This is a genomic window from Burkholderia aenigmatica (assembly GCF_048627025.1).
GTDB lineage: Bacteria > Pseudomonadota > Gammaproteobacteria > Burkholderiales > Burkholderiaceae > Burkholderia > Burkholderia aenigmatica.
Map to the genome: position 1 here is coordinate 125,816 of NZ_CP184472.1, position 15,356 is coordinate 141,171.

Sequence of the window (15,356 nt, forward strand, 5' to 3'; positions counted from 1 at the left end):
CCGCTCCGCAAAACGTCACACGACCACGGCGCTCCTCGATTTGAGCTTTGCTTGGAACTCTCCATCCAGGCGCATCTCGAGCTCCGCCATCTCAGGCGGCAGTGAAACGTGCGCCAACAGCAGCAACCTTGCGGCCGTCGCCTTTACGCCGTCCGACGTCTTCTGCATTTTACCGAGAACCACGCAGCGGTTATCCCACATCAGCGAGGCGCGCCGCGGATCTACTTTCGCGAGCGCGGCCATCTGATCCCACCTCGCGATCTCGGGCTGGATCACGCCCTCTTCGGGGCGGCCGTGATCCATTATGTAGCCGGTGAAGAGCGCGCGTCGCGCGAACATGCCCAGCGCTTCGAGCCACACGGCGTGGCCGATCACAAACTCCTCGCGGACCTCGAAGGCAGGGAGGTCGCCGTCGATCATCGCGGCCCATTGCGGAACGTGCTGCGCGCACGCGTCGAAGAACGTCTTCAGAAACGCGTCGATCTGGGCCAACTGCTTGGGTTCCAAGTCGACGACGTTTTTCGGGGTGACTCCTGTGAGCAGCGAGAGGAACTTCTTGAACGCGACCAGGCTCCAGAGCTTGGATGACTTGGCCGCTACCGCGGAGTTCTCGACATCGATGCGCCGGTCGATCCCCGGCAGCATGTCGATGACCGACAACGCCCAGGCATTGAAGGGATCGCGCCGGTCGTACAACGCGTTGATCGCCGATGACGGCTTGACCTGGCGGCCGTTGATGTCGGCAAACATCTGTTGGGAGCGCTCAAGGCCCTGGTCGAAAAACATCGTCACGACGATCGACTCGTCACGCAGTGCCGGCCGGCGCGCGATCGCAAGTTCAATGCCTTTGCGCCGATGTTGACCGTCGTTGATCAGCAGCGTGGCCCCCATCGGCACATGTAGCAGGCCGATGCGTCCGCCGGCACCAGCGACGGGCAGCGGCTCGAAGGACATTTCGGCGGAAACGCTCGCGGTGATCGCCGGCAGCACGTAGCTATCGGGGTTGTCGACCAGATACTCGCCAATATCCGCAGCGCGGCGCTCGTTGAGTTGGCGCTGCGCCCGCAGACGCGCAGGCACGGCGTCCCCCTCGTCGAATACGAAGAGCTTGACCAGGACGCTATACGGCACCTGCGCGGCATAGTAGCTGCGGCCCGCTTGCATGCCTGCGACGGCGGGAAATGCGTAGGTGAATTCGCTGCGCTCCGTTGCGAGCTCGTTGGTCACCGCCTCGACGCGCGCACGTCGCTCGGCATTCGCTAGGCGTCCGATCTGCGCGGCATCCAGCTCAGCGCGAGCCTTGTCCTCGTAGCGCTCACGCAGCTCGCCCAGCGTCAGCTGCAGGTGCTCAAGCATCCACGCGGTGTCCTCCTCGGTCACTGGCTTGCTGCTCTGCCAGTAGGGGTCGAGCACCCCTTTCATCGCGTAGATCGCGTCCGCATCGAATTTCATCGCCAGATAACGTCGGGCCAATTCCGGATAGGCCTGTCCCTTGACCAATGGGGTGTCGTGCTCAATGAAGCCAAAGCCTGGCGTTCGGGTGGAGCACTCCCTGTCGCGGTTGAGTTTGCGCGCGCGCTCGGACGCCTTGTACGACTCCGCATGTGACGAGACTACTGTCCCGAGTGCGGAGTCGCCGACGTCGGAGAGAAACATCGCCTTCAGGCTAATGACGTAAAAGTTGTTGCGAGCCATTGTCCAAGATCCTCGATAGAGTTTCGCGCCGGCTGCTGGAAAGACGCGATGACGGGGGCGCCATGACTGAATCCTACGTTATGCAGACGGCATAACGCAATAGATATCTATTGCCTTTATTTTTGGGTATCGACGATGGTCGACTGACCAACCCAAACGCGGCAGCCATGAAGACCATCAAACCCACGGAGGGAGGACTGGAGCGAGTGGAGCTTCGTCGTGACCTGAGGGCATTCCACGGGCTGACGTCGAACTGTGATCAGTGAGGCCGCACGCAACCGGAGGAATCGCGAAAGCAGCGGGCAGCCAGCACCCATAACGCAATGCCCATAGGACGATGGTCCACCAGCGCCGCTCGCGCGATGCGCGATCTCGTGCCGCGAAGCGGCATATCCGGCGCGTAGCGCCATATTTCGCGCATCGCGCGATCTACCGCGACATGGTCGCGATCTGAGCGTCGAAGACGCGATATACCGGCTGACTTGTCAGCCGGGGTGTTCAGCAGTGGGCCTGCAAATGCCCGTAGCCCACGCTAAGGCGAAGACGATGCCTTGCCACCGTAGAACCCCGCTAACGGACGGCGCCGGCAACAGAACCCTGAAACGTAGCCACGCACGCCACCCGACCGCCTTCGGCTACCGGCCCAGGTCGAACGTCATCGCGTAGAAGCGCGTATCGTTGCGCCCCGGGATGGAGAATGCCTGCCCGACCTGCGTGAACGACAGCGAGTCATAGAAGCTCTTCGCGGACTCCCGGGCCGTACACCAGAGAGTAGACCCGCCATTCCCGCATGCGTGAACGCCACATAGGCGAACCAGCGTGCGCCCGAACCCGAGGCCTTGGAGCTCCGGCGACACCGCTAGACCTCTTAGTCGCCAATCTCCTTCGGTACCGTCCTGGATCCGTTTCTCTGGACAAACAGACGCCACTGCGACGATTGCATCTGCTTGGAAAACTGCAACGTGGAAAGCCACCGCGTGTCTATCGCCCGAAAATTGTGCGGCCGATTCGTTGCCGTCGAGCAACAGAAGAGCGCGAGTTTGGTAGACCATTTCAACCGGCACGGTCGATATCGAAAATAGGTCACGAATTGTAGTCATCGTATTGAAAACGTTTATCCGATTGGAGGAGCGTTCGTACTAGATTTTTTTCGCGCAAACGATTGACATGAGGGTGTCTTGCGCAATAGGGTTAACCTCACTGAGAGAAGAGAAACGCGCAACAACGAGACAATAAACTGCGATCACAGATGAGAGAAAATCTTACGTCCGACACGAACTGGGCCTATCAAGAGATTCGCAATCGGATTTTCAACGGGCGGCTCCAACCCGGGCAGAAGATTTCCCACCGAGGCCTGGCACACGATCTCGATATTGGTCAGATGCCCGTTCGGAGTGCGCTCGCGTTGCTCGCCGCAGAAGGTTTCGTAACAGTGGTCGAAAAAAGCGGCACATTCGTCAACGAGCCTACGACCGCAGACCTTCGAGAGATCTACGAAGTGCGGTTGGCGCTGGAGAGTACGGCTGCGTACTTGGCTGCTCGGAACGGCGCGACGCCGGCGATGGATGCTTCCGCGAACCAGATGCGGATGCACATTGAGACCGGAAACACCGACATCATGGTTGAACAAAAGGTGGGGTGGGTGTTCCACCACGAGATGTTTGTTGCAGCTAGAAATGAGCGCCTCTACAAGACCTATCTTGCGTTGCGCGATCAAACACTGGCATTGACGGAGATTCCTCGGCATGACTCGGAAACGGTTCGGCGAGGGACAAAGGAGCACCTCGAAATTTATATCGCCATTAGAGATAAAAACCCGGAATTGGCGCGATTGAATATGTGGAACCACATCGTAGATGGTACGGACGCAAGAATCAATCTAATTAGAGCAAAACATGAAACAGAGAAATAAAGCGACATCGCTTTCAATTCTTATGATCGTGAGCTTGGTGCTCGGCTTATTGGCTGGCGTGTTTTACCCAGTGCTCGGCCAGAAGATCACGTTTCTCGCGACTTTATTTGGCCACTCGATCAAAATGGTCGTAATGCCATTAATTCTCCTGTCCGTCACTATTGGCACGTATCGAGCCGTTGCGCAGAAGGGGCACCTCGGCCGGACTGCTACCGTCAGCATCGCCTTCTTTGTCGTGATGACGGTCATCGCGAGCGCCAGCGGCCTCTTGCTCAACATGATCTTTCACCCCGGTCTTGGGGCGGCCATGTCAGGGGCCGCGAGTCTCCCGCCAAACCTCGCAACGGAGATCGACTGGGTCAAGTTCCTGACCGACTTGATTCCGGCGAACATTGTCGCCGCCCTCGGCTCCGGGAACACGATTGCGGTTCTGGTTTTCGGGGTGATGCTGGGCGCCGCGCTTGGAACAATCGAAGAGTCAGCGTCGCCTGCGATAGCGGTCTTCGAATCGTTCCTCGCGGGGCTCTTCAAGATGATCGAATGGATCGTGGCCACTGCCCCGCTCGCGATCTTCGCGTCAGTCGCAACGTTGATCGGGTCGAAGGGAATCGCTAGCTTGGCACCGCTCATTAAGCTGCTCGGCATCGCTTACCTCGGCATGGCAGCGCTTGCGTTGCTGCTGACACTGATCGTCAAGCTGGCGGGGTATGGACCGCTCGCCGTCATCAAAAAGGTCAGCGAGCCGCTCATCCTCGCGTTCACGACGCGGTCGTCGGAGATCACATTTCCGGTTCACCTGAAGAAGCTCACTGAGATGGGGGTTCCGCAGCCGGTCGCGTCAACCATCCTCCCGCTCTCCTATATCTTCAACCGCGACGGAGCGGTTCTCTATACGGCGCTCGTCGTCGGCTACCTGGTCGACGCCTATCATCTCGCCTGGAGTTGGCCGCTCGCGCTGACGATCCTCGTACTGACGATCCTCACGATTGACGGTGCAGCAAACGTTCCAAGTGGCGCGATCGTGGCCATCACCATCGTCCTGACCACTATCGGCCTACCTGCAGAAGCCATCGTGCTGGTCCTCGGGGTCGACGCCTTCTTCGATATGGGTCGTACGGCCTTGAACGTCTACGCCAGCACCGTAGCGACGATGGTCGCCCTGAAAGTCTCCGACGGGGCCGCCTTGGAGACGGAGCAGAAGGAACTGGCGCCGCTGCAGCAAAGCAGCCCGTAATTCGGTAGCCACACCCCCCACCTCAAATCCGGAAGTGCCTTGACAGGGAGGAATGCCGCTCCGAAAATCAATAATCAAAAATGAATTTTGATAAATGACTATCGAAAATCGATTTTTGATTCATGACCCTTGATAAATGAGCCACTCTGTACGACAAAGCCTGCTTCGAAACGAAACAGGTGAGTCATGCGGATTGCGCAGCCAGAATTGGCCGGACTGAAGGACGCTTATTCAGCCACGATCTATCAGGGGCCCGTCTCAGCTTGGCAGGTCAAGCTGAGCCTCGCCTCGGGGAAGCTGCTCGAGGTGGTAACCCAACGAGGCTACCCGAAAACGTGGCGCCGGCTCGAGGACGTTTTGACGTTCGCAACGGTATATTGCAAGGCCGCGACGTCGATCACGGTCGATTTCGGCGAGTACGTGTTGAAGGTGGAATTGAAACAGGCAGTGGCAGAGGGAAACGGAAGATGACAGTGCTCCAACACCATCATCTTCCTGGCCACCGTAAAGCGAGAGAGCAATCGAATGGCTGTGAGTATTCTAAGACATCAATGGTGGTACGAATCCACCGAAACGGCTCCTTTCAATCGGGTATTGTTGTTACTGTATGTAACTGTGATACCACTTTCGTGGATGCCACGCCGCTGGTCGCCGAGGAGGCACCATGCATCGTGACGCGCGCGACAAATGGATCACTGGCTTCGAAGCGCTCTCCCATGCCCAGGATCAAATCGCATTGAAAAGTGCCGTGAGTCCGCTCGTCAGGGCACTCGGCGCTGAGCGGTTCGTATTCCTGACTGTATCAGTCGACCGCCTGGACGACTCGCTCACCGAACGTCAAGTCTTGGTTGATTGCGACGAGTACTGGCTGAAGTCTTATCTCGAACGGAAGTGGTTCGTGACTGATCCTGGCTTAAGTTACGCTCGGCGCGCGTCGTCGCCAGTGGGGGCTACGACCATCCCGTACGAGACGGATGGCCAAAGGATTCTTCGGCAGCACGACATCGCCTATGGCTTCCGCTCGAAGCTCATCGTCCCAGCGCACCTACCCGTCGCTGGACGGGTAGGCGTGTTGTATCTCGGTCGCGACGACGACACCTGGGAGGGTGAGCCCGCGCTTGTTGCGAACAAGCTGTTCTTTCGAATGCTGGCGATCGAGCTGCTCGACTGGTTTCACGCGCAGATGCGTCGAGATATGACGGTGGCGATCGGGCTAACCGAGCGAGACACCAGCATCCTGAACCTGCTGCGCCGAGGTTTTTCGGCCAGCCACATCGCGAGCGAACTCAACTTGAGCAAGCCGACGATCTACTCGTATTTCCGACAGTTGAATCAGAAGTTCTGCGTTAATCACATTACGCGAGTGGTCGAGCAAGCAACGCACCTCGGACTGCTGGAGCATTGAAAGCATCGGGACTGACGGCAATTCGCCCGGGGAGCCGTCCATATCACTTTGCGGCTCCGTTTAATATGGCCCGATGAGTGGGCCAATGGTACGATGGAATTACATTGAAGGTGCTTGGCTGTTGCCACGGACACGCACCTTTATGTAGGGGTAGCGCATAGCGAAGACTATGTAGATGCAACGGACGGTGCGAGGGCCCGGCCGGTTTTCTTGCCAGAGACGGCCCGTCCAAGACGGGCCGTCTCTCTTTAAGCAGTCGGATGAGTCGACGTATCGCAGAGCAAGCGCGAGCGTGATTTCTGCATTTTCTTCCGCTCTTTGATACTGGATCCCACGTCGGAACGCAACGGGATCTATATGCACCAATTCGACCTTGTCGTTGAAAAGATTGTGCGAGTTGTTCGATCGCACCAATTTGATCTATCGACGGAAAAACACCTCCAAGCTGATATCGCAAGCGCCTTCGACCTGAATGGCATCCTGTACGAACGGGAGAAACGCCTCTCTTCCGCGGACATCCTCGACTTCCTGGTCGACGAGCATGTCGCGGTGGAGTGCAAATTGCGGGGGAAGTCCCGCAAGATCGACATCTTCCGGCAGCTCGAGCGCTACGCCGAACATTCGACGGTCACGGCAATCGTGCTTGTGTCGAATGTCGCGATGGGCCTTCCGAGAGAGATTCAGGGTAAGCCGGTCTACACGGCGTCCCTAAGCCACGGGTGGCTGTAATGGCGACCACGGTAATCCGCACATTCGGGGAGTTGCGTCTTGTCGATGACGGAGGCGCCTGGGAGATTTCGAAGCTTGAACCGCACGTGGCGATCCGCTTCAAGCAGATCTTCCCGCGCGTTCCGAAGCAGTCGGCGGGTCCGTTCAGGTTGCCCCGCGACCTCATGGTTGCTTCCGACCTCGACTGGTTTCTTGCGCGGTATCCATTGCGAATGTCCGCTGACGATCGTGCAGCGCTGACGACAGGCAAGATGCTGTTCGACGTACAGCAGGCTGAGTTGGAGCGCATCTTCCTGCCCGACTACGTACCTCCTCAGATCATTGGCCTGCGCGACGAAGAAGTCATTCGACTCTACCAGCAGCAAGCCATCGAAGTCCTGCGTCGCCGGCGCGGCCTCTTGCTCGGTGACGAGGGTGGCCTCGGGAAGACCTACACCGCGGCTGGATTCCTCTGTTCGGAGCCTGGCGCACTCCCTGCCGCAGTCGTATGCGATCCGCATATGCAGAAGCAGTGGCGGGACAAGGTGACCACCTTCACACATCTGCGGGTGCACGTCATCAAGAAGGCCACACCCTACGACTTGCCGCCTGCTGACGTTTATGTTTTCCGAATCAGTCAGATAAAAGGGTGGACCGATATCTTCGGGACGGACTTCTTCAAGGCGATGGTGATTGACGAACCGCAAAGCCTCAGAACAGGGACATCAACGGCGAAGGGCGCGGCCGCGAAGGTGCTCTATGACCACACAATCTATCACCTCGGGCTTACGGCGACGCCGATCTACAACTACGGTGTCGAGATGTGGAACGTCATGCAGTTCATCGATGACGCGGTCCTTGGCTCGTACCACGACTTCGCACGCGAATGGGTCGATCACCAAGGGCGGATAACCGATCCCAAAGCACTTGGCACCTACCTGCGCGAGCAACACGTGCTCCTGCGGCGCTTGAAGTCGGACGTTGGCCTTGAGCTCCCGAAAGTATCCCGCATCATCGAGTACGTCGACTACGACGAGAAAACGGTTTCGTCGATCGAAGAGCTGGCGCGGACACTCGCGATCCGCGCAACGACCGGGAGCTTTCTCGAACGTGGCCAGGCTGTCCGTGACCTCGACATGCTGGCGCGTCAGGCCACCGGATTGTCGAAGGCAAGATCGGTCGCTCAATTCGTCCGTCTCATGGTCGAAGCAGGGCAACCTGTCTTGCTCCTGGGCTGGCATCGAGCCGTCTACGACATCTGGCTCGAGGAGCTCAAAGATCTCCGTCCGGGCATGTACACCGGGACCGAGTCTGCTGGACAGAAGAACGCTGAGAAGGAGCGGTTCATGTCGGGAGACACGGACGTCCTGATCATGTCCTTGCGCTCAGGCGCTGGGATCGACGACTTGCAACATCGATGTTCGGTTGTCGTGTTCGGGGAGCTCGACTGGTCCCCTGGGATTCACCAACAGGTGATCTGGCGGGTCGACCGTGAAGGTCAGAAGGATCCGGTCACCGCATTCTTCCTGGTGACGGACGAGGGTAGCGATCCTCCGATTATGGAAGTGCTTGGGATCAAGGCGAGCGAGTCCCGCCAGATCGTCGATCCGCACCTCGGCGTCCAACAGGTCGACAACGATACGAGCAACATGCGGCGGCTCGTCGAGATGTACCTGAAGGCAGGGAAGGGGGGATCAAGAGAAGTCGCCGCCACTCCCGCTGATCGCGCTCAATTGCCAGTGCTAAGCGAGCCAACCCAACCCGCGCTGTTCGACAACGAGGTTCCAACGTCATGACCAGGCCGAAGCGGTGCAGGTACTGTCGTCAAGGGGCTGAGTTGCTGCGCTTCGGCGAGAAGAACTATCCCTACTCCCACGACCGTGGATTGATGTGGGTTTGCGCGCCGTGCGTCGCTTGGGTCGGTTGCCACCCGGGCACGATCAAACCACTCGGCGGGCTAGCAAATGCTGAGCTGCGTGTATGGAAAATCAAGGCGCACGAAGTGTTCGACCCACTTTGGCGGGCCAAAATGCGCAGGGAGGGATGGTCGAAGAAACACGCGACGCGCGCCGCATATTCATGGCTAGGGAAGGAGATGGGTTTGAGATTCCACAAGACACACATCGGCTACTTCAATGTCGCTGCGTGCAAACAGGTCGTCGAAATCTGTACTGCTGCCCTACGTAGGCCAGATTTGCCATCTTGACGCGGCGCTGACTGACATGAGCATTCGAAAACAGGACTGTGCTCTGCCCAATTATTGTCAAAATAACGCTAGATCATTCATACTCATTCCACGTAGGGAACAACACATAAACGCCAACGGAGGGCCAACATGGCTAACCATGATGCGAAATATCACGGGGAAGATCGGGGCAGTTCGGGGAAAATCGTGCGGCGACTGACGGCCGCCGTGATAGCGTTTGGTCTGTCTGCGTGCGCGGCCGTGGATCCTTCGCTGCAGCAGAACGCCGGCGCGTATCGCGATGTGATCGACTATCAAATGGCGATCATCAAGAACTCGCTCCATCGACAGCTGACATTCGCCAGCTCGCAAGCGCAGCAACCCGGCGCGCCGGCGAACACGGACAACATGATCCTGTCCGGTGCTTCCCGAGACGCTCTTGCGCAGGTCGGTGCGCTCCGAAAGGGGAATGGCTTCAGCGCACTGCACCTCGCTGCGAGCACAGCACAGGTTGGATCGGGAAACCTCTATAAGCAATTCTGCGCTTCCCGAGGTGGCACACTGAATGTTCGAAGCTTCGCGATTGACGGTCGTGCCGGTACACAAAGCGCATGCGTGGCGCAAGAGAAGTTGGTGTTCGTCGTTCGCAGTGAGTACCTGGGCAAGACGCAATGCTTCGGAGGCAACTGTGCATCCGCCACGAAGTACGATTCGGTGTCGTTGGAGCCCCCGGTGGCGGTGCCGGCATTGCCGAAGGACGCCCGGGCGGAATTGGTCGCGCTCGGTGCGGTTCTGACTCAATGAACCGCGAGACCGAACGCTTACACGCCAACTAGAACAGGCGAGACCACGCGTAGCTGAACGCGCGTGGTTGGAAGTGGTTCTCCCGGATGTACTCTTCCTGCTCGAGTACGGGGTTCCGGCCTATCACGTAGAGGAAGTCGTCGACGCGGCCATCGTGGACCGACACCTTCGAACCGATCATCCACTCTTCTATGAGTCGCTCGACGACGGCATTCACCCGCTCCACGACCCACTGATGATCTGCCTCGCCTTTCAGACGATGTTCGAAAGGGCGCGGCATGCGCGAGACTGCTTCTACGAGCAGCTCGTGCTTCGAGATGCCGGGCTGTCGCCAGGCCTCGGCGACGATCCACTTCCCGGCTTCGCCGCAGATCCATCCCGCGTTGCCGATAACCAGGTCAGGGCAGGGAGCGGCATCAAATCCGAAGGCTACGTTCAGCCGGAACTCGGTCAAGTACATCTCGTAAACAAGCCGCAGCCGGAAGACATCGATCCGAATCGACTCGCTGATCGCGAGAAGTGCGTCCCTGAGCACCAGGTCGTGGCTCGACTCGCTGAAGAAAAACCGAATTGCGGCTGCCTTCTCGCGCGCCGAATAGCCGTTCGCGAAGAGCGTGCACTTATGCCCGTTCACGAGCAGGAACGCGTCGCGTTCGTCCACATCGTCAAAGTCCTCCTCGGTGATGCGGTCGTACTGCTTCGCGACTACACCTCGTCGTCTGATTCGAGCGTCCTGTATATCACTTTCCTGGGCGACATCAAATTGCGTAGCAGCACTCGGTGACTCTTCACAACCGTCTTGACGATATAGAGCAGCCAGATCATCGTCTGCTTCGAAATTGAGATCGCCGAGGGAGTCAAGATCTGGGCCAGGATCATGCCGATTACCGCTCGCAGCGGCGGAATTAGCAAAATCACGATCGAAACTAGTATCACCAGTCCCCATGACATCATTCTTCCTTGTTGCTGGTTCTAGAAAGTCGATACGGTGCCGGCCACGCAATCAGGCCGACTGATCGAGACCCGGGTAGTCCTTGGGATCGTCCGATGGCTTTGGAGAGCCCCCACCGCCTTCGCGCGCGAGCAGCTCGTCGATCCTCTCGCTCAGCCGGTAGGCACGTTTGAGAAGTTGTCCGTCGTGTCGCCGATAGTTCAGCTTGACGTCCTTCAGCGTCGCGGCCGTTGCTCTGATCATGGCCTTGTCCAGCATGACCATCGGCACTCGGATATTGAACAACTGGGAACCCTCGTACAGCACGATCGCTTCGCCCTTCTGCAGCTTCTTGAGATCGTCGGGCGATACGCGGTGCTCCTCGACTTCGCGCTCTCCATAGCTTTCGCCCTCGGAATCCCCCACGTTGTGGCCCGGTGTCGTTTTGAGTAGCTCGGCGCTTTTGTTCTGTGCCGACGACGTGCTCATCGATCGCTGAATCCGTTTGGTGTAACCGATGAGCTCCGCGCATTCCTTAGCGGTGTTCTGCGATCCAACACGGAAGATCATCTTCGTCGTCGCGTTACCCGCCACCCGCTCGTTCGTCTCGCGCTCTTCGGACGTGGTCGGAAGCGTCTGCATCGCCGGCATCAGGAACAGGCCGGCGGAGCGCGCTTGTTCGAAGAATGGCCCCCAGTTCTCCTCGAGGTAACTGCGCGCCTCGTCGAGGAACGTCAGGAATGGGATCTTCGGTCGATCGGCCGGGCGCATCTGGAGCCACGAGCACGCCGTCTTCAGGTCGGCGACAAACATCTTCGCGAACGGCTCTGCCGTTTCGCCTTTCCCCATCGTCGGAAGCGCAACGTACGTGATGCGGCCGCTCTTGACGCTTTCGTACAAACGCACGTCTGGCGCGTAGGAATTCATGACCTGGCCGAACGTGCCCGATGCGAACACCGACAACTTTCCAGCAATCCCGCCGAGAACCTGCCGCAGTCGATTGATGTCGATCTGTCCAGACAGGGGATCCCTCGGATTGAGCGCGCGGCGAAAGCGGTTCAACCATAGTCGAAGTGTGTCGAGCTCCTCGCTCGGACCTTTCTTCTCGAGCTGGATTGCGAGATCGTCGAGCGCGGTACCGTTGTTCAGCAGGATGACCAGGTCACGCATCGTGTAGGTCTTGCCCGCCTTGTCCAATGCTGCAAAAAGGGTCTTCAGCGCGTCGAAGGCTTCGCCGCGGTAGTAGTCGGCCGCTGCAGACGCAGGTACGAGCACCAGGCAACGCGTCGCTTTTTCGTCGGGGTCACCGTCGAAGAGCGGGTTGTAGGTGTTCGAAAGATTCGGGTCGCCGGGGTTGATGACGTCAAATTCGTGTCCGCGTCCTGCCCAACAAGCGAATCGGTAGAGCGTGAGAATGTTGTCGTAGTCTAGCTTACCGTCGATAAAGATCACCCCGCCACCGCGCTGGATCTGCTGCAGCATCAGGTACGAGCCGGCGACCGTTTTGCCGACCCCTGACATACCGAGAATCTGGACGTGACGGAAGAGCTCGCTGTTCGGGATGACGATCGGCTCGCCCTTGTCCGTTGAATAGCCGAACAGGAGACCGTCGCCGTAGGACGCAGGAGACGGATCCGAATGAATCTTGACGCTGCTGTTCAGGAAGTAGTGTGTCTCCCACGGCTCGAGAAATCGATTCGTGAGATAGGTGCTACCTCCGAACGCAAGCAGCGTCGACAGCAGGCCACCACCGAGCAAGGGAGTCACCACGGGGGGCAACAGCAGTTCGAGCGGCCGCCATGCCGCGACAACCGACAGTCCAGTGGAAGCGAGCGCCCAGGCGTCTTTGAATCCCCCTAATCTGACCTCGTAGAGGGACTGTACAAGGGTAGAGAAGCGAAACGGCTCGCCCTCGTGCGGTTGCCGTGCGCGCCGAGCGCTCGTGCGGGTCAGGGCGGTCAGGAACCGCCCCTTCGCCGCGTCGGCCCATTTACTCGGCATGAGCCGTGGCCTGCTCGGAGCTGCCGGCCGCGCGATCGGACCACAGCTTGTGCGTCCATGCCGCTGCCACGCCGAGCACCAGCATGCCGATCACGATCTTCTTTCGGATCGTCTTCTTTCGGATCGTCAGCGCAATTTTGGGTGCAACGGCCCGTTCGCGCGAGGGAGATGCCGCCGGCTCCTGGGTGTGTGTAGCCGTTTCGACTTTCAGCTGCGGCTTGACCGTGTCGGTTGACGCGAGAAAGCCCTTGAACGCCTCGAGGTAGGGCCCGAGTGCCGCGCGGATCTTCAGGGTGTCGATCCGACTCGCGAGCGGGTCTCCGGGCCTCGTTGCGCGTTGGAACGGGCCCAGCCACTCCCGAAGGAAGTCCGCGTCAGCTCCGCCAACCGATCGCACTGCGGTGTCCTCGAGTTGTGTGAGCTGTTCGCCACTCGTCACCATGTCCACAAAGGCCTTCAGATCGTAACTGACACCGAGTCGATCCCATACGGAGCAGATCGCTGAAAGCGCGAAGGCCGTTTGCTCGGTCGCTTGTTCGGAAGCCTGCCCTTCGCCGAGTTCCATGACCCGGACGTAGTCGACGATGAGTTTTCCCTTCTGGTGACCCGTGTAGTCCTTGTGCTGCAGCAGCCCATTGATGCGGCCAAGCGCGCGCGCGTGCGAGGCGATTTCCGTACTCATGATTGTCCGTCCCGTTACCGATGCGATTGACGAGTCCGAGCGTCGGTTGTGGCCGATCAACTCGATCGAAGCGCCCAACGTCAGACGTCGAGCAAGCCGAATCTAAGGGACGTGTGCCTTTATCAGAAATCATTCGCAAGGCCGCCGTTTCTGCATTGAGTGGCCAAGCGGTAAGTTGACGTCATGTGTTCGGGCGCATGGAGGCGACAAATGGGCTATCCAAACCAAATGCACTTTCGCGACATGAACCAGCTTGGATGTGGCGATCAGACAAATTTGTCACGCGAGGCTATCGCCGTCGAACTCGCAGCGCGAAGCCTTGAAGAGAAGGGGGCAGCGCTCTGCGATCCTGGCAGTGAAAGGGTGTTCCGTTCTATTGCGCGCTACCTGCGCGAACATTCCCACCAGTTCGAGGTCACGAACCGCGGGCCTATTTGGGGGCCACCGCCGACTGATTAAGGCTGATCCGCACCTGGACAGCATCGAGTGTCCATTCGACGGATTGATGCGCATCTCTAGGAACTACGTTCTTTTCCCGGAGAAAATCATGATCCATTCTATTGGCGCAGCGAACCGCTATCTGTTCGGCGAGCAGCTGCCACGATCGGTTAGCGTGAATCGCTGGCAAGCAGGTACCGAAGTGTTCATGCATCGCCATCAGCCGATCGGGATGCGACCGCGGACGATAGGCAGACCAGATCTCGCGTCGTCGTACCTCGAAGAGTCGCTAATCGCGGTTCGGCACTCGGCTTTGTACACGCTGTTTGTCTGCAAGGAGCACACGGTGGTCGGTGCTTTGGAACTCGCGCGCGCGGATCCGACCTCCGGTGAGATGAAGTTAAGTCCGAGGGAGATGAAAATCCGTCGTCGCGAGGTCGTGAAGGTGGCCATGCATGGCTTTGCCGCCGGGATGATGCTTGTCATGCACGAAGTGCGACCACCAGATCGGGAATATAGGGATGTCGCAGTGGCAACTCACGAGATGCTTGTCGAGCCACTCAAGATGATAGATGTCCAGCTTACTGACCACTGCTGGGTGTCGGAGCGAGGTGTGATGTCCTGGGTCGCTGGTGACCTGCAAGACTTTCTCCCCGCCGTTTGACCTCACGCCCAACATTCATGTTGGGCTTTTTCATTTCCATGCCCTGAAATAGCACCTCAGGGACTATTTTCGAGGTCACCCACCTCTCAAGTGCGGAGACGGCGCTCCCGCATGCGGGAATACCGAAAAGAGAGAAGGGCTCCGCTCTTTGCAAACAAGTTTCCGTCACCAACTTCCGATTAGCCGGCGAAGGGGCAGACTCGCGCATTATTGTGGGATCGGCGACCGACCAGTCCTCCAGCCAGCCCATGCGTCGGAGGGCGCGTTTTTCGCAACAAGCCATGTCGGGTCCTTGCATTTTTCAGGCGCGTGTGCTGGAATGAATCCGTAAGCCGCGATTGGGTCGCGGTCCACGAACGCGATGGTGCAGTCATGAATGAAGTGCTCTCGAACCTGATGTCCGACCCGGTCCTGCTGCTGGTGACCGTGTGCGGGCTTGCGTGTGTCGTCAGCATCATCCGTTCGAAGGGCCGTCTCCTGCGCGATGTCAACGGCCGCCACGACGATTCGGTGGTCTACAACCCGACGACGGGTGCATATGTGCAGCCCTTTAGCTTCTTCGACGAGGAGGGGAATCCGATCGTCAGGTAACGAGCAGGAGCCGGTGCGAAAAAGGGCGACAGTTTGTCGCCCTTTTTTGGTTTACACGGCATGGTGATGTCTCACGCCGGCGAGCACCTGCGTCGAAATGCATCGT

The 15,356-nt window shown here is 58.6% G+C and carries 16 protein-coding genes; 11 read left to right on the forward strand and 5 right to left on the reverse strand.

The genetic code is table 11. The features are described 5' to 3' along the window. Positions 1–15: 15 nt before the first annotated feature. Complete coding sequence (locus ACN8ZM_RS40385; RefSeq protein ID WP_420213475.1) at positions 16–1,695, reverse strand: DNA sulfur modification protein DndB; 1,680 nt, start codon at positions 1,693–1,695, stop codon at positions 16–18. A 635-nt stretch (positions 1,696–2,330) separates the two neighbouring features. Continuing rightward, positions 2,331–2,795: a GNAT family N-acetyltransferase gene (locus tag ACN8ZM_RS40390; protein WP_420213476.1), complete on the reverse strand. Its 465-nt coding sequence runs from the start codon at positions 2,793–2,795 to the stop codon at positions 2,331–2,333. 149 nt (positions 2,796–2,944) lie between these two features. On the opposite strand from ACN8ZM_RS40390, the gene ACN8ZM_RS40395 reads away from it, so the two are divergent. From ACN8ZM_RS40395 to ACN8ZM_RS40430, 8 genes are all read left to right on the forward strand, one after another. Continuing rightward, the gene (locus tag ACN8ZM_RS40395) at positions 2,945–3,607 is read left to right on the forward strand and encodes a GntR family transcriptional regulator (RefSeq protein ID WP_420213477.1); all 663 of its coding nucleotides are present in this window, start codon (positions 2,945–2,947) and stop codon (positions 3,605–3,607) included. Continuing rightward, a complete protein-coding gene (locus ACN8ZM_RS40400) occupies positions 3,591–4,841 on the forward strand; it encodes a dicarboxylate/amino acid:cation symporter (protein WP_420213478.1) in 1,251 nt (416 codons plus the stop codon). Before ACN8ZM_RS40395 ends, ACN8ZM_RS40400 begins: the two co-directional genes overlap by 17 nt. A gap of 186 nt (positions 4,842–5,027) precedes the next feature. Further along, on the forward strand, positions 5,028–5,312 hold the full coding sequence (locus tag ACN8ZM_RS40405; protein ID WP_420213479.1) for a hypothetical protein: 285 nt from the start codon (positions 5,028–5,030) through the stop codon (positions 5,310–5,312). A gap of 193 nt (positions 5,313–5,505) precedes the next feature. Then, complete coding sequence (locus ACN8ZM_RS40410; RefSeq protein ID WP_420213480.1) at positions 5,506–6,246, forward strand: autoinducer binding domain-containing protein; 741 nt, start codon at positions 5,506–5,508, stop codon at positions 6,244–6,246. A 357-nt stretch (positions 6,247–6,603) separates the two neighbouring features. Further along, complete coding sequence (locus ACN8ZM_RS40415; RefSeq protein ID WP_420213481.1) at positions 6,604–6,975, forward strand: hypothetical protein; 372 nt, start codon at positions 6,604–6,606, stop codon at positions 6,973–6,975. Then, positions 6,975–8,750, forward strand: coding sequence for an SNF2-related protein (locus tag ACN8ZM_RS40420; protein ID WP_420213482.1), 1,776 nt, complete (start codon positions 6,975–6,977; stop codon positions 8,748–8,750). Before ACN8ZM_RS40415 ends, ACN8ZM_RS40420 begins: the two co-directional genes overlap by 1 nt. Continuing rightward, positions 8,747–9,160, forward strand: coding sequence for a zinc-finger-containing protein (locus tag ACN8ZM_RS40425; RefSeq protein WP_420213483.1), 414 nt, complete (start codon positions 8,747–8,749; stop codon positions 9,158–9,160). Before ACN8ZM_RS40420 ends, ACN8ZM_RS40425 begins: the two co-directional genes overlap by 4 nt. A 129-nt stretch (positions 9,161–9,289) precedes the next feature. Continuing rightward, the gene (locus ACN8ZM_RS40430; protein ID WP_420213484.1) at positions 9,290–9,943 is read left to right on the forward strand and encodes a hypothetical protein; all 654 of its coding nucleotides are present in this window, start codon (positions 9,290–9,292) and stop codon (positions 9,941–9,943) included. 28 nt (positions 9,944–9,971) lie between these two features. Here ACN8ZM_RS40430 and ACN8ZM_RS40435 read toward each other — a convergent pair whose 3' ends face one another. Genes ACN8ZM_RS40435 through ACN8ZM_RS40445 form a run of 3 tightly spaced genes read right to left on the reverse strand, consistent with a single transcriptional unit; the run spans position 9,972 to position 13,557 of the window. Continuing rightward, entirely contained in the window at positions 9,972–10,889 is a 918-nt protein-coding gene (locus tag ACN8ZM_RS40435) for a hypothetical protein (RefSeq protein WP_420213485.1), read from the reverse strand. Between the two features lie 57 nt (positions 10,890–10,946). Next, positions 10,947–12,875: a type IV secretory system conjugative DNA transfer family protein gene (locus ACN8ZM_RS40440; protein ID WP_420213486.1), complete on the reverse strand. Its 1,929-nt coding sequence runs from the start codon at positions 12,873–12,875 to the stop codon at positions 10,947–10,949. Further along, positions 12,865–13,557: a hypothetical protein gene (locus ACN8ZM_RS40445; RefSeq protein ID WP_420213487.1), complete on the reverse strand. Its 693-nt coding sequence runs from the start codon at positions 13,555–13,557 to the stop codon at positions 12,865–12,867. Before ACN8ZM_RS40445 ends, ACN8ZM_RS40440 begins: the two co-directional genes overlap by 11 nt. 210 nt (positions 13,558–13,767) lie before the next feature. On the opposite strand from ACN8ZM_RS40445, the gene ACN8ZM_RS40450 reads away from it, so the two are divergent. The 3 genes from ACN8ZM_RS40450 to ACN8ZM_RS40460 all read left to right on the forward strand — a co-directional run bounded on the left by ACN8ZM_RS40450 (position 13,768) and on the right by ACN8ZM_RS40460 (position 15,250). Then, positions 13,768–14,016, forward strand: coding sequence for a hypothetical protein (locus ACN8ZM_RS40450; protein WP_420213488.1), 249 nt, complete (start codon positions 13,768–13,770; stop codon positions 14,014–14,016). Between the two features lie 88 nt (positions 14,017–14,104). Then, positions 14,105–14,659, forward strand: a complete 555-nt coding sequence (locus ACN8ZM_RS40455) for a hypothetical protein (protein ID WP_420213489.1) — start codon at positions 14,105–14,107, stop codon at positions 14,657–14,659. Positions 14,660–15,031: 372 nt separating this feature from the next. Then, positions 15,032–15,250, forward strand: coding sequence for a hypothetical protein (locus tag ACN8ZM_RS40460; protein WP_420213490.1), 219 nt, complete (start codon positions 15,032–15,034; stop codon positions 15,248–15,250). The last annotated feature ends 106 nt before the right edge of the window (positions 15,251–15,356 follow it).